The organism is Methylobacterium sp. Leaf456 (assembly GCF_001425465.1).
Taxonomy (GTDB): Bacteria; Pseudomonadota; Alphaproteobacteria; order Rhizobiales; family Beijerinckiaceae; genus Methylobacterium.
Window position 1 is genome coordinate 237,833 of the sequence record NZ_LMQV01000023.1, and the last position, 13,063, is coordinate 250,895.

Below are 13,063 nucleotides of genomic sequence, written 5' to 3' on the forward strand. Positions count from 1 at the left end.
GTGCTGAGCTGACGCTCAGCACCTCAGGATGAGGGGAGTGGGTGGGAGGACGCCTCGTCCATTCCCGCGTTCACGGTGTCGCCTTGTCCGAATCGTCTCCTCTCGCCCTCGCCCAGGCGCTGATCCGCTGTCCCTCGGTCACCCCGGAGGAGGGCGGTGCCCTGTCCTTCCTCGCGGACCTGCTCGCGAAGGCCGGCTTCGCGGTGGAGCGCCCGATCTTCTCCGAAGCCGGCACGCCGGACATCGAAAACCTCTACGCCCGGATCGGCACCAGCGCCCCCGTCCTGCTGCTCGCCGGCCACACCGACGTGGTGCCGCCGGGCGAGGCGACCGCCTGGAGCCACGGCCCGTTCTCCGGCGCGGTCGCGGACGGGATGCTCTACGGCCGCGGCGCCGTCGACATGAAGGGCGGCATCGCCTGCATGCTGGCCGCTACCCTTCGCTTCCTCGAAGCACGCGGTCCTGCGTTCGGCGGCTCCATCGCCTTCCTGATCACCGGCGACGAGGAGGGGCCGGCGGTCAACGGCACCGTCAAGCTGCTCGACTGGGCGAAGGCCCGCGGCGAGCGCTTCGACCATTGCCTGCTCGGCGAGCCGACCAACCCCGACGCGCTCGGCGACATGATCAAGATCGGCCGGCGCGGCTCGCTCACCGGGCGGATCACGGTGCACGGGCGGCAGGGACACGTCGCCTACCCGCACCGGGCCGATAACCCGATCCCCGGCCTGCTGCGGCTCGCCTCCGCCCTGCTCGCTGCGCCCCTCGACCGCGGCACCGCGCATTTCGACGCCTCGAACCTCGAATTCACGACGATCGACGTCGGCAACCCGGCGACCAACGTGATCCCGGCGACGGCCAAAGCCGTGTTCAACGTGCGCTTCAACGACGGTTGGACCGCGCAGACCCTCGGCGCCGAGATCCGCCGCCGCCTGGAAGAGGCCGCGGGCAGCGCGGTGCGCTTCAGCCTCGACCTTCAACCTTCGAACTCGCCGGCCTTCCTGACACGGCCCGACGCCTTCGTCGAACGGGTGGCCGACGCGATTGAGGCCGAGACCGGCCGGCGCCCTGCGCTCTCGACCACGGGCGGCACCTCGGACGCGCGCTTCATCAAGGATGCCTGCCCGGTGATCGAGTTCGGCCTCGTCGGGCAGACCATGCACGAGGTCGACGAGCGGGTGGCGGTGGACGACCTCGACCGGCTCACCGCGATCTATTCGCGCGTGCTCGACGCCTACTTCTCGGCGTAGTCGACACCCACGAAGGTCAGCCCGCAGGCCGGCGCCAGTGGGCCGCAGCGGTGCTTGGCTTTCGTGACCAGAATCTCCGCCACATCGTCGGCCGAGAGGCGCCCGCAGCCGGCGAGCATCAGCGTGCCGGCCATGGCGCGCACCTGATGGTGCAGGAACGAGCGGGCCGAGGTCGCGATCACGATTTCTTCGTGTTGGCCCATCCGCGCGCGGGTGATGTCGAGCTGTTCCAGCGTCCGCATCGGGCTTTTCGCTTGGCACTCGGCGGCGCGGAAGGCGGAAAAGTCGTGGTGGCCGAGCAGGCGTTGTGCGGCGGTGTGCATGAGGCCGGCGTCGAGCGGCCAGGGCACGTGCCAGACATGGGCGCGGGTCAGCGCCGCCGGGCTGCGGCGGTTGAGGATGCGGTAGCGGTAGTGCCGCCGGATCGCCGAGTGGCGCGCATCGAAGTCGTTTGGGACGATCTCGGCCGAGATCACCGCGACCGGCTGCGGGCGCAGATGGGCGTTGAGTGCGTCGCGCACGGTGTCGGTGCGCCAGTCCTTGGCGAGATCGACATGGGCGACCTGATTGATCGCGTGGACCCCGGCATCGGTGCGCCCGGCGCAGGTGAGCCGGACCGCCTCGCCGGAGAAGCGCTGCACCGCGGTTTCCAGGGCGGCCTGCACGGTCGGATCGTCCGCCTGCCGCTGCCAGCCGCAGAACGGCGCGCCGTCGTACTCGATGACGAGTTTGTAGCGGGGCATCAGGCGCGGGTCATGCGAAGTGGGCGCCCGCCGCCAGCCGCGCCCCGCGCAAGAACTCCTCGCCGCTCGCCGTCCCGCCCTTGCCGGCCCGGCGCAGTTCGAGCAGGCGCACCGCGCCGGTCCCGCAGGCGACCGTGCAGGCCGCGTCGAGCAGCGTGCCCGGAACTCCGGAAAAACCGTCCTCGGCGAGCGCGCGCAAAACCTTCACCCGCTCGACGCCCTTGCCGAGATCGGCCTCGAAATAGGCGCCCGGAAACGGCGACAGCCCGTTGATGTGGCGCGCCACCTCTGCGGCCGGGCGCGACCAGTCGATGCGTGCCTCGTCGTTGGTGATCTTGTGGGCGTAGACGACGCCGTCGCTCGCCTGCGGCGTGAAGGTGAGCCCCTCGGCGTCGAGCCGGGCCAGCGCCTGCCCCATCAGCTCGGCGCCCGCCGGCATCAGCGCATCGTGCAACTCGCCGGCGGTCATGCCCTCAAGGATCGGCACCCGCGCTTCCATCGCCACTGGGCCGGTGTCGAGCCCGGCTTCCATCCGCATCACGCCGACGCCGCTCTCCGCGTCGCCCGCCATCACGGCGCGCTGGATCGGCGCCGCGCCGCGCCAGCGCGGCAGCAGCGAGCCGTGCAGGTTGAGGCAGCCGTGGCGCGGCAGGTCGAGGATGCGTTGGGGCAGCAGCATGCCGTAGGCGACGACGACCGCGACATCGGCCTCGTGCTCGGCAAACGTCTCGGCTGCCTCCTCGCACTTCAGCGTGGCAGGCGTCAGCACCGGCAGGCCCAACGCCTCGGCGCGGGCATGGACCGGCGAGGGCCGCAAAGCCATGCCGCGTCCGGCCTTGGCCGGCGCGCGGGTGTAGACCGCGGCAATCGCGTGCCCGTCGGCGTGCAGGCGCGCCAGCGTCGGCACGGCGAAGTCCGGCGTGCCCATGAAGACGACGCGCATCGGCAGAAAACCTCAGGCGGCGTCGCGCTTGGCGGCCTTGGCGAACTTCTTCATCACCCGGTCGCGCTTGAGCTTCGACAGGTGGTCGATGAACAGCACGCCGTTGAGATGGTCGATCTCGTGCTGGAGGCAGGTTGCGAGGAGCCCATCGGCCTCCTGCTCCACGGTCTCACCGTCGAGGGTCATGTAGCGCACGCGCACGCGATCCGGCCGCTCGACCTCGCCGTAGAAATCGGGGATCGACAGGCAGCCTTCCTCGTAGACCCGCTTCTCCTCCGACGACCAGACGATCTCCGGGTTGAGGTAGACGGTCGGATGCTTGTCGTTCTCGTCCTTCGAGGCGTCGATGGTGACGACGCGCTTGAGCACCCCGATCTGCACCGCCGCGAGCCCGACGCCGGGGGCGTCGTACATCGTCTCGATCATGTCGGCGGCGAGTTCGCGGATTTCGTCCGTCACGGCGGTGACCGGCTCGGAGACGAGGCGCAACTGCGCTTCGGGCAGGATGACGAGGGGGCGGACGGTCATGGGCTCGGTCGGGGTCGAGAGCGGGAAAGCAGCGTGATCTTCCGCAGATAGGCGGCGGCGCGGGGGCGGTCAAATGATCGCGAACCAGTACCCCAATCTCCCACCATCATTCCGGGGCCGCGCAGCGGAACCCGGAATCCACCCGTGATGCGCGGTTTCAAGAGGCATCGCGGCCAGTCGTGGATTCCGGGTTCGCTTCGCGCCCCGGAATGACGGTGTCGGTACGCCTCAAGGGCGCGGTACACGGCCTACTGCTCAGAACGCGGTGCGGCTGCGGATCGCCGCCGTCAGCGTGCCCTCGTCGAGATAGTCGAGTTCGCCCCCCACCGGCACGCCGTGTGCCAGCCGGGTGATCGTCAGCCCGAGGGGTTTCAGCGATTCGGTGACGTAATGCGCCGTGGTCTGGCCATCGACGGTGGCGTTGAGCGCCAGGATGATCTCCTTCACCTCCGGCTCGGCCGCCCGCTCGACGAGGCGGGCGATGTTCAGGTGCTCCGGTCGCACGCCGTCCAGCGCCGAGAGTACGCCACCCAGCACGTGGTAGCGCGACTTGACCGCGCCGGAGCGCTCCAGCGCCCAGAGGTCCGACACGTCCTCGACCACCACCAGCATGGTCGGGTCGCGGCTGTGGTCGGCGCAGAGGGTGCAGGGATCGCGGGTGTCGACGTTGCCGCAGGAGTGACACACCACGATCCGCTCGGCGGCGACGCGCATGGCGTCGGCGAGCGGCGCCAGCAGCGTCTCGCGCTTCTTGATGAGCTGGAGCGCGGCCCGCCGGGCGGAGCGGGGGCCGAGGCCCGGCATGCGCCCCAGCAGCTGGATCAGGCGCTCGATCTCCGGGCCGGCGACGGCTTGGGGCATGCTGGGCTTCGATAAGTGTCCGAAGGAGGGCGGCGGGCGCCGCCCCTCACATAGGCCTGGTGCGCGGCTTTTGCCCGTTCATCGAAGCGACAGGCAAGCGCGGCCATATCTGGCGATGACACAAGAAAAATTTGGCTCCCACCCAAAGTTTAGTTGACGGCTAAGCCTGGGATCGGCCCATCTGCAACGTCGGGCCGGCGAACCGGCGTGCGGCGGCCCTGAACGACCGCACGGACGCGCCCGACGCAAACGAGACTTCGGTGCCGGAAACGGCGCCATCGGCCGCGATCAGGGCCGCTCAAGGAGACAGACCGTGACCCATATCGGCGACTTCAACGCGGCCCACGGCCCGGAGGCGATCGGCCTCACCGACCTCGCGGCGGTGCACTGGAACCTCGAGGCGCCGCGCCTCTACGAGGAATCGCTGAAGCGCGGCGAGGCGCAGCTCGCCCGCGGCGGCGCGCTGGTCGCCACCACCGGCAGCCATACCGGCCGCTCGCCCAAGGACAAGTACGTGGTGCGCGACGCCACCACCGAGAACGAGATCTGGTGGGACAACAACGGCTCGATCACCCGCGAGCAGTTCACCACCCTGCTGGAGGATTTTCGCACTCACGCGAAGGGCAAGGAGCTGTTCGCCCAGGACCTCTTCGGCGGCGCCGACCCGGCCCACCGGGTGCGCGCCCGCGTCTACACCGAGTTCGCGTGGCACTCGCTGTTCATCCGCAACCTGCTGATCCGGCCCGAGCGCGACGAACTGGTTGCTTACGTCCCCGAGCTGACCATCATCGACCTGCCGAGCTTCCAGGCCGACCCGGCCCGGCACGGCTGCCGCTCCAAGACTGTGATCGCCATCGACTTCGCGCAGAAGATCGTGCTCATCGGCGGCTCGGCCTATGCCGGCGAGATGAAGAAGTCAATCTTCACCTACCTGAATTACGTGCTCCCCGGCGCGGGCGTGATGCCGATGCATTGCTCCGCCAACGCAGCCCTCGACGAGACGGGCGACTCGGCCCTGTTCTTCGGCCTCTCGGGCACCGGCAAGACGACCCTGTCGAACGATTCCTCGCGAAAGCTCATCGGCGACGACGAGCACGGCTGGGGCAAGGACGGCATCTTCAACTTCGAGGGCGGCTGCTACGCCAAGACCATCCGCCTCTCGCGCAACGCCGAGCCTGAGATCTACGCCACCACCGAGCGCTTCGGCACGGTGATGGAGAACGTGGTGATCGATCCCGCGACCCGCGCCCCGGATTTCGACGACGCCTCGCTCACCGAGAACACCCGCTGCGCCTACCCGCTCGACTTCATCGCCAACGCCAGTGCCACGGGGCGCGCCGGGCATCCGAAGAACATCGTGATGCTGACCTGCGACGCCTTCGGCGTGATGCCGCCGATCGCCAAGCTGTCGGGCGCCGAGGCGATGTACCACTTCCTGTCGGGCTACACCGCCAAGGTGGCCGGCACCGAGCGCGGGCTCACCGCGCCGGAGGCGACGTTCTCGACCTGCTTCGGCGCGCCGTTCATGCCGCGCCATCCGAGCGTCTACGGCAACCTGCTGCGCGACCTGATCGCCGAGCACGGCGTCGATTGCTGGCTCGTCAACACCGGCTGGACCGGCGGCGGGGTCGGCACCGGCCGCCGCATGCCGATCCGCGTGACGCGCCGCCTGCTCTCGGCCGCGCTCGACGGCTCGCTGTCGCAGGTGGAGTTTCGCCGCGACCCGTATTTCGGCTTCGCGGTGCCGGTGGAGGTGCCCGGCGTCGAGATGCAGGTGCTCTCGCCGGTCGAGACCTGGACCAACAAGGCCGCCTTCGCCGACACGGCGACGCGCCTCGTCACCATGTTCCGCGAGAATTTCAAGCGCTTCGAGAGCCACGTCGATGCCGACGTGCGCGCCGCCGAGCCGGTGGCCGCCCCGATCGCGGCTTGAGGCCAGAAGTACGAAGCCCTGCCGTTCCTTCCAGAAGGGCAGGGCTTCGCGTGTCTCGGACGGGCATCCGCGAATAAAGCGGTTCCGCCGGCCCGGAGTCAGGCCGGCGGAACCTGCCGGGCCGCAATGGGGGGCAAGGTCGGCCCGGCGCAAAGGACCATGCCGCCGCCGGCAGAGCCGCGCCTTAACATGGTTTGGCCTCGGGGCGACGCGGCTGGGGAAACCTGCCGCCTTCGGCTGCCTCAGAGCATCGTCCCGAAAGGTGGTCGCCGGCTTTCGGAAAAAAGCCGATGCGCTAGAACGGCAGCTTCATGCCGGGCGGCAGCGGCAGGCCCTTGGTCAGTTCGGCCATGCGCTCCTGCGCGGTCGCCTCGGCCTTGGCGCGGGCGTCGTTGCAGGCGGCGACGATCAGGTCTTCGAGGATTTCGCGCTCGTCGGCGACCATCAGGCTCGGGTCGATGGTGACGCCGAGCACCTGACCCTTGGCGGTCATCCGCACGCTCACCGCGTCACCGCCGGAGGCGCCCCGCACCTCGACCGTGTCGAGTTCGGCTTGGAGCGAGGCCATCTTCTCCTGCATGGCCTGGGCCTGCTTCATGATGCCCATGAGGTCGCGCATGATCGGTCCGCTCCGGTCGTTTTCGGAATTGTCGCAACCGCTGACTTAGGCGTCGCCGAGGGCTGCCGCCAGGGCTCACGCTTCGTCGTCGGGCTCGTCGGGCACCGCCTCGACCGGGCCGGTGGCCGCCGCCACGCCGGTCGCGGGGCCCACGTCGGCGGCGGCCTTGTCGCGCACGTCCACGATCTGCGCGCCGGGGAAGCGGGCCATCACCTCCCGCACCAGCGGATGGGCTGCGGCGTTGTCGTGACGGGTCTGCTCGGCGGCGCGGGTATTCTGCTCCAGGGTCGCCCCGCCCTCGTCCTTGGAGAGCGCCACGATCCAGCGGCGGCCGGTCCACTCGTCCAGCGCCCGGGCGAGATCGTTGGCCAGCGTCGGCCGTCCGCCCTGCGCGAGGCGGAACTCGATGCGGCCCTCCTCGAAGCGCACGAGGTGGACATCGCGCTCCAGCGCCACCTTGAGGGCGATGTCGCGCTTCGCTTCGGCCTGGGCGACCACGTCCTCGAACCGCCCGAGCCGGGGGCCGGGAGGCGCCGCGGCGGCAGCCGGGCGGGCGGCTTCCGGGGCGGGGTTGGCCGAGGCGAGCACCGGGCGCGGCAGGGCGGACGCCCGCGGTGCGGAGAGCGGCGCACTTTCGCGGGCGAGCGCCGCCGAACCGCGTGGGGCCGAGCCGCCGGAGTAGGATCCACCGGAGCCCTGGGGGGCCGGCCCTCCCGAAAACGACTCGTTGCTGCGCAGGCGGCGCAGGGCCTCGTCCGGGGTCGGCAGGTCGGCGGCGTAGGCCAGCCGCACGATGACCATCTCGGCCGCCGGCAGGGGACGAGGCGCGGCCTGCACCTCGGGCAGGGCTTTGAGGAGAATCTGCCACGCCCGCGACAGGGCCCGCACCGGCAGCCGCGCGGCGAACTCGACGCCGCGCACCCGCTCGGCCTCGCTGAGCGTCGGGTCGGCGGCGGCGTCCGGCACGATCTTGAGGCGGGTGACCAGATGGGTGAAGCCGGCGAGATCGGAGAGCACCACCGCCGGGTCGGCCCCGGAATCGTACTGCGCCCGCAGCTCGGCGAAGGCGGCGGGCACGTCGCCGCGCATCACCGCCTCGAACAGGTCGACGATGCGGGCGCGGTCGGCGAGCCCCAGCATGTCGCGCACGCTCTGCGCCGTGACGGTGCCGGCGCCGTGGGCGATGGCCTGATCGAGCAGCGAGAGCGCGTCGCGCACCGAGCCTTCGGCCGCGCGGGTGACGGCGGCGAGCGCCTCGGCCTCGGCGTCCACGCCTTCCGCGGCGCAGATCTTCTTCAGATGGGCCGAGAGCGTGTCGGCCTCGACCCTACGCAGGTCGAACCGCTGGCAGCGCGACAGGATCGTGACCGGGACTTTGCGAATTTCCGTCGTCGCGAACACGAACTTGGCGTGCGGCGGCGGCTCCTCCAGCGTCTTGAGGAAGGCGTTGAACGCCTTCTCCGAGAGCATGTGGACCTCGTCGACGATGTAGACCTTGTAGCGGGCTTCCGTGGGCGAATAGCGGATGCCGTCGATGATGCCGCGCACGTCGTCGATGCCGGTATGCGAGGCGGCGTCCATCTCCAGCACGTCCATGTGCCGGGATTCCATGATCGCCCGGCAGTGGCGGCCGAGTTCCGGCATGCTCACGGTGGGGCCGGTGTCGGGCTGGCCGTCGCGGACGTAGTTGAGACCCCGCGCCAGGATTCGCGCGGTCGTGGTCTTGCCGACGCCGCGCACGCCGGTCAGCATCCAGGCTTGGGGGATGCGGTTGGCCGCGAACGCGTTCGCCAGCGTGCGCACCATGGCGCCCTGGCCGATCAGGTCGTCGAAGGTCTGGGGGCGGTATTTGCGCGCCAGGACGCGATAGGGCGTCGCGGGGGCGGGCAGGCCGGGCAGGCCCGGCGCGTCGGGGAGCGTGCCGTGCGTCTCGTCCATGCCGCCGATCGGATTTTTTGGAAGGCCGGCCGCCGGGCCCCGCGCGGGGCCGGCGAAGGTGGGAGGCTGGACAAAGACCCGCTCGGTCTCGTTAGGGCTGCTTCCTTCCGGACCTGACCCGGTTGGCGAGTGAAACGTCCCTCGCCAACCTCCCGAGGCCGTATATGCCGACCCGCGTGGCCGGATGCAAGCGGCCCGATTGCTGGATCAGGCCGGGCTGGCCATGCTGTGGGCAAAACGGAGGGACGCTTGCATACGACCACAACGATCCGGGCCGGCCTCGCGGCGCTGCCGCTTCTCGCGATGTGGCCGGCGCAGGCCGCGGCACCAGACTGGCCGGGCCGCTACCGCTACGAGCACGATGCCGGGCTGACCGAAGGCGGCTCCTCGGCCCACGTCACCTACGAACTCGCCCTGGGCCCGGCGGGCGCCCGCGGCGGCTGCCTGCTCACGGCCCGCGGCTTCCAGACCGACGAGCGAATTCTCTGCCAGACCAAGGCCGAGGGCCAGACCCTCACGGTGAGCTTCCACCGCTACGACGACGGCCGGACGGTCAACAAGTACGGGGTCGCCGTCTACAAGCCGGGCGAGAGCCTGTTCACGCTCTCGCGGGCCGACGGCGCCGGCCTGCTCACTCGCTGGCAGGCGCTGGAGCCGGACGGCGAGAGCGTGTCGGAGAGCGGGGCGTTCTTTTCGAAGGTGCGGTAGGTTGGCCGGGCGGTGATCGCCCGGCCTCGTACAAGAACTACTCCGCCTTGCGCTTCACGATTTCCAGCGTCTTCGGATCCAGCTTGAGGTCGAACTGCTTGCCGTTGGCGTCGATGGCGTCGTCCACCTCGATCATGCCGTCGTCGAGTTCGATCTCGTCCCACTTGGTGAAGCCTTCCTTCTTCAGGATGTCCTCCACCTTGGCCTGCTGATCGGACGGAAGCTTCTCGTCCGCGAAAGCCGGGCCGGAGAGCAGGGCGACGCCGACGAGGGCGGCGGCGAGGGGGCGAAACGACATTCAGGCACTCCGTCAGAGGGGATATCCAAGGCGAACGACCGGATTTCCCGGCGGTTCCGTCCTGTTTTACCGGCTCGCCCTCGCCATGACGGCTCCGCTTGCGATTGTCAGTCGGCGAGCGCCCGCCTAGGCTGCAACTTCCGGGATCGGAGACTTTTTCGCTGCATGGTCACCCGCGTCGCCACCGTCGCCTTCGAGGGGGTGCTGGGAAGCGGTTCGCACAGATTCCGGCTGGTTCGCCTTACACGCTGCACTTTACTAACCCACTGATTTTGCTAGACATTAGCCATCGACGGCGATTGCGCGTCCACACGTGCCATTCGCTTCGCTTCCCACGGCCTGCTTCCGCAGCGCTTCCGTGGAAGCATCGGAGGGTGGCGGGTGGCCAAGATCACGAAGCGCGCCGTCGAGGCTGCCGAACCTCGCGAGCAGGACTATTTCCTGTGGTGCGACGAGCTGCCCGGCTTCGGCGTGCGCATCTTCTCCACGGGGCGGCGCAGCTACCTCGTACAGTACCGGAGCGCCGGCCGCTCCCGCCGGGTTACGATCGGGTTGCACGGGCCGGTCACGGCCGAGCAAGCCCGCAAGGAGGCCCTGAACCTGCTCGGGCAGGTCGCTCGCGGCGAAGACCCCGCAGAGGAGAAGGCAACCCGGCGACGGTCCCTCACGGTCGCGCAGCTCTGCGAGCGCTACCTGGAAGCGACGAAGGCCGGGACCGTGCTCGGGCGCGGCCGGAAGCCGAAAAAGGCCTCGACGCTCGTTTCCGACCGCGGACGCATCGAGCACCACATCGTGCCGTTGCTCGGCAACCGGCTCGTGCAGGATTTGACCCGCGCCGACGTGCAGCGGTTCGTTCGTGACGTCCAGTCCGGCCGAACCGCCCGCACCTACAAGACCAAGGCGCGGGGCGTGGTGCTCGTCGAGGGCGGGCCGGGCGCCGCTGCTCGCTCGACGGGGCTCCTCGGCGGCATCCTGAGCTATGCGGTAGGGGAGGGGGTCATCGCCTCCAACCCGGCGCAGGGCGTGAAGCGGCCCGCGGATCAAAAGCGCGATCGACGCCTCTCGCCGGTGGAGTTCGCGGCCCTCGGCCGCGTGCTGGCCACTGCGGACCAAGCGGGCGAGAGCTGGCAATCGACGGACGCGATTCGGCTCCTCTGCCTGACCGGCTGCCGGCTGCGCGAGATCGCGAACCTGAAGTGGATCGAGGTCGATCTGGGCGGCTCGTGCCTGCGGCTGGCCGATTCGAAGGAAGGCCGTTCGGTCCGGCCGATCGGCAGTGCTGCGCTCCGGTTGCTGCGCGATCTACGGGAGCGGAGCCGGGGCGCATTCGTGGTGCCCTCCACGCGGGGCGGCGGGGGCTTCGGTGGCGTGCCCGACGCGATCGAGCGGTACACCAGACGAGCCGGCCTGCCGGGCATCGGCGCTCACACCCTGCGCCATTCCTTCGCCAGCACAGCGGGCGACCTCGGGTTCAGCGACAGCACCATCGGCGCCATGCTCGGCCACGCTGGCAGCACGGTCACCAGCCGGTACGTCCACCACCTCGACGCGGTTCTGATCGCGGCGGCGGACAAGGTGTCCGAGCAAGTCGCCGGATCGATGTCCGGGCCGGTGGCCGCCGCTCAGGAGATTGCAGCGTGAGCGACAAGGGCCTCGGCACCATCCTCGCGAACGCGGATGCGCGTATGGCGGAACTGAAGCCCGCTGCGCCGGTGCCTGAGCAGGTTGGACGCGATCGTCTGCGCGAGATTGCAACACTTCTCGGTCACGAAGCAGACGCGGTGCTCAACGACTTCGACCAGGGTAGCCCCCTGGCCGAACTCGTTCGAACGGTGCTGAACATTGAAGCCGCTCAGAAACCGCGCCTCGGTAGGCCTTTAGCGCGTGCGACATTCGAGACTTGGTTTGCTGTCGCGCGACGTCGTCAAGCAGGGCTGACGAAAGAATCAGCAGTCGCGGAAGTCGCCGAAAGAGGTATGTTGCCAGGGGCCACGGTGCGCAATCGCTACGACAGCGCTCGTTCCCATTTCGGTGATGATGGCAGTTCGCTGCCGGCTACGATCGAAGGGATGTACGACGAGAGGGGTTAGGCCACCGCCTCGACCCACAAATTCGACCGGCAATTCCTGGGTTCGACAGCGTCCTTCTCTCCTCGGCAATCTGAGCGAACTCACCGCCATTGCGGCGCTGTGATCGCCTGAGAAGGATTGCGAGCGATGTCCGAAACCGCCCCCGCTGAGCGCCTGATGCGGCGCGCCGAAGCTGCAGAGTTCATTCGCGAGACGTTCGGGGTCTCGTGCTGCGCGAGTACCCTCGCCAAGCTCGCCGTAACCGGCGGCGGTCCCGAGTACCAGAAATTCGGGCGCTTCCCGCTCTACTCGCGCGCCGCCTGCCGGGCCTGGGTCGGTGGCAAGCTCAGCCGGCGCGTCACCTCCACGTCCGAACTCGCGGCCTGAGGCGTCACGATGAACGCGCCTCCACCGCACGAACTCGCCCGCACCCGCGGGCGGGCGGTCGCCGATACGATCGCGTGTCAGCTCAGCCCCGCTGAGATGCTGAACACCTCGACGGCGCTCCACAGCGTCGCCTACGCCGTCGACGTCCTGAGCGACCCACGGGCCATGCCTCGATCGGCCGTGAGCCAAGGCACTGCCGCGACCGACAACGTCACCGCCGGGGAGGTCTTCGTGGTCTTCGCGGACGCGAACCCCCGCCGCGGCTACTTAAGCGCAAGCGTCTACATCCGTGACATTCTGGCAATCCCGCGACCGCCGGGCGCCACGCCGCACCGGAATCCGCGCGCCTCGTCGATCAGCCGGCATATCGGGCAGGCGGTCCTGGCGCACGGCGCGAATCGCCCGAGCGTCGAGCAGCGCCAGCGCGCCCTCGTCGAACTCGCCGCCGCCATCCTCGACGAGGCCGACCGCTCCCGTCTGCAGGCGCTTACCGGCTGCGTGCCCGTGGTTGCGATCGTCGGCGACACGCGCGCCGCCGGCCTGACGAGCGGGCGCTTCTACCACGCGGTCACGACGCTGCCGGGCACGTGGCTCGGCACGTCCGCGCCGACCGGCCGGGCCTGAACGCGAAACGGCGGCCCCGTGCTGCAGGGCCGCCGCGTCGTGTCGTCTTCAAATGCCTCGCGCCTGGGCAGGGCGCAAAGCGAAAGTCACCACATGCTGATCCCGAATAGTGAGGGCAACGCGCCCGATCCGCAACCTGTGTTCGGCGCGGACGCTCTCTTCGCG

The 13,063-nt window shown here is 69.7% G+C and carries 14 protein-coding genes and 1 other RNA gene; 7 read left to right on the forward strand and 8 right to left on the reverse strand.

Going from position 1 to position 13,063, the window contains the following annotated elements; translation table 11 throughout:
* Nucleotides 1-83: 83 nt before the first annotated feature.
* A complete protein-coding gene (dapE, locus tag ASG52_RS14690; RefSeq protein ID WP_056244443.1) occupies nt 84-1,247 on the forward strand; it encodes a succinyl-diaminopimelate desuccinylase in 1,164 nt (387 codons plus the stop codon).
* Here the strand turns inward: dapE and truA are convergent.
* The 4 genes from truA to recR all read right to left on the reverse strand — a co-directional run bounded on the left by truA (nt 1,232) and on the right by recR (nt 4,322).
* The gene (truA, locus tag ASG52_RS14695; RefSeq protein ID WP_056244445.1) at nt 1,232-1,990 is read right to left on the reverse strand and encodes a tRNA pseudouridine(38-40) synthase TruA; all 759 of its coding nucleotides are present in this window, start codon (nt 1,988-1,990) and stop codon (nt 1,232-1,234) included. The genes dapE and truA overlap by 16 nt on opposite strands.
* A gap of 10 nt (nt 1,991-2,000) precedes the next feature.
* Nucleotides 2,001-2,939: a methionyl-tRNA formyltransferase gene (gene fmt / locus ASG52_RS14700; protein WP_200945616.1), complete on the reverse strand. Its 939-nt coding sequence runs from the start codon at nt 2,937-2,939 to the stop codon at nt 2,001-2,003.
* A 6-nt stretch (nt 2,940-2,945) separates the two neighbouring features.
* The gene (locus ASG52_RS14705; protein ID WP_056244449.1) at nt 2,946-3,461 is read right to left on the reverse strand and encodes a peptide deformylase; all 516 of its coding nucleotides are present in this window, start codon (nt 3,459-3,461) and stop codon (nt 2,946-2,948) included.
* A gap of 255 nt (nt 3,462-3,716) precedes the next feature.
* The gene (recR, locus tag ASG52_RS14710) at nt 3,717-4,322 is read right to left on the reverse strand and encodes a recombination mediator RecR (RefSeq protein WP_056244451.1); all 606 of its coding nucleotides are present in this window, start codon (nt 4,320-4,322) and stop codon (nt 3,717-3,719) included.
* Between the two features lie 313 nt (nt 4,323-4,635).
* On the opposite strand from recR, the gene ASG52_RS14715 reads away from it, so the two are divergent.
* Nucleotides 4,636-6,255 (forward strand): phosphoenolpyruvate carboxykinase, encoded by a 1,620-nt coding sequence (locus ASG52_RS14715; RefSeq protein WP_056244453.1) that lies wholly within the window; start codon nt 4,636-4,638, stop codon nt 6,253-6,255.
* 295 nt (nt 6,256-6,550) lie between these two features.
* Here the strand turns inward: ASG52_RS14715 and ASG52_RS14720 are convergent, their stop codons facing one another.
* The 3 genes from ASG52_RS14720 to ffs form a co-directional block, all read right to left on the reverse strand.
* Nucleotides 6,551-6,874, reverse strand: a complete 324-nt coding sequence (locus ASG52_RS14720) for a YbaB/EbfC family nucleoid-associated protein (RefSeq protein WP_056244456.1) — start codon at nt 6,872-6,874, stop codon at nt 6,551-6,553.
* Between the two features lie 75 nt (nt 6,875-6,949).
* Nucleotides 6,950-8,812 carry a DNA polymerase III subunit gamma/tau gene (locus tag ASG52_RS14725; protein ID WP_056244459.1) on the reverse strand — a complete coding sequence of 621 codons (1,863 nt, stop codon included), beginning with the start codon at nt 8,810-8,812 and terminating at the stop codon, nt 6,950-6,952.
* Between the two features lie 57 nt (nt 8,813-8,869).
* Nucleotides 8,870-8,966: signal recognition particle sRNA small type (gene ffs / locus ASG52_RS26435), an RNA gene on the reverse strand.
* 95 nt (nt 8,967-9,061) lie between these two features.
* Here ffs and ASG52_RS14730 point away from each other — a divergent pair.
* The gene (locus tag ASG52_RS14730) at nt 9,062-9,520 is read left to right on the forward strand and encodes a DUF5991 domain-containing protein (protein ID WP_056244460.1); all 459 of its coding nucleotides are present in this window, start codon (nt 9,062-9,064) and stop codon (nt 9,518-9,520) included.
* 37 nt (nt 9,521-9,557) lie between these two features.
* Here the strand turns inward: ASG52_RS14730 and ASG52_RS14735 are convergent, their stop codons facing one another.
* Complete coding sequence (locus tag ASG52_RS14735; RefSeq protein ID WP_056244462.1) at nt 9,558-9,818, reverse strand: PepSY domain-containing protein; 261 nt, start codon at nt 9,816-9,818, stop codon at nt 9,558-9,560.
* 381 nt (nt 9,819-10,199) lie between these two features.
* On the opposite strand from ASG52_RS14735, the gene ASG52_RS14740 reads away from it, so the two are divergent.
* From ASG52_RS14740 to ASG52_RS14750, 4 genes are all read left to right on the forward strand, one after another.
* On the forward strand, nt 10,200-11,459 hold the full coding sequence (locus tag ASG52_RS14740) for a tyrosine-type recombinase/integrase (protein WP_056244464.1): 1,260 nt from the start codon (nt 10,200-10,202) through the stop codon (nt 11,457-11,459).
* Nucleotides 11,456-11,908 (forward strand): hypothetical protein, encoded by a 453-nt coding sequence (locus tag ASG52_RS27250; RefSeq protein WP_156383968.1) that lies wholly within the window; start codon nt 11,456-11,458, stop codon nt 11,906-11,908. The genes ASG52_RS14740 and ASG52_RS27250 overlap by 4 nt, the downstream gene beginning before the upstream one ends.
* A 126-nt stretch (nt 11,909-12,034) precedes the next feature.
* Nucleotides 12,035-12,274, forward strand: coding sequence for a hypothetical protein (locus ASG52_RS14745; protein WP_056244467.1), 240 nt, complete (start codon nt 12,035-12,037; stop codon nt 12,272-12,274).
* Nucleotides 12,275-12,283: 9 nt separating this feature from the next.
* Nucleotides 12,284-12,898, forward strand: coding sequence for a hypothetical protein (locus ASG52_RS14750; protein ID WP_156383969.1), 615 nt, complete (start codon nt 12,284-12,286; stop codon nt 12,896-12,898).
* Nucleotides 12,899-13,063 lie beyond the last annotated feature (165 nt).

What these genes read in the sequence shown, in the direction of transcription:
- ASG52_RS14705 (WP_056244449.1), bottom strand. Translation starts at nt 3,461, where the DNA reads ATGACCGTCCGCCCCCTCGTCATCCTGCCCGAAGCGCAGTTGCGCCTC.
- truA (WP_056244445.1), bottom strand. Translation starts at nt 1,990, where the DNA reads ATGCCCCGCTACAAACTCGTCATCGAGTACGACGGCGCGCCGTTCTGC.
- recR (WP_056244451.1), bottom strand. Translation starts at nt 4,322, where the DNA reads ATGCCCCAAGCCGTCGCCGGCCCGGAGATCGAGCGCCTGATCCAGCTG.
- ASG52_RS14750 (WP_156383969.1), top strand. Translation starts at nt 12,284, where the DNA reads ATGAACGCGCCTCCACCGCACGAACTCGCCCGCACCCGCGGGCGGGCG.
- ASG52_RS14745 (WP_056244467.1), top strand. Translation starts at nt 12,035, where the DNA reads ATGTCCGAAACCGCCCCCGCTGAGCGCCTGATGCGGCGCGCCGAAGCT.
- ASG52_RS14720 (WP_056244456.1), bottom strand. Translation starts at nt 6,874, where the DNA reads ATGCGCGACCTCATGGGCATCATGAAGCAGGCCCAGGCCATGCAGGAG.
- ASG52_RS14725 (WP_056244459.1), bottom strand. Translation starts at nt 8,812, where the DNA reads ATGGACGAGACGCACGGCACGCTCCCCGACGCGCCGGGCCTGCCCGGC.
- ASG52_RS14735 (WP_056244462.1), bottom strand. Translation starts at nt 9,818, where the DNA reads ATGTCGTTTCGCCCCCTCGCCGCCGCCCTCGTCGGCGTCGCCCTGCTC.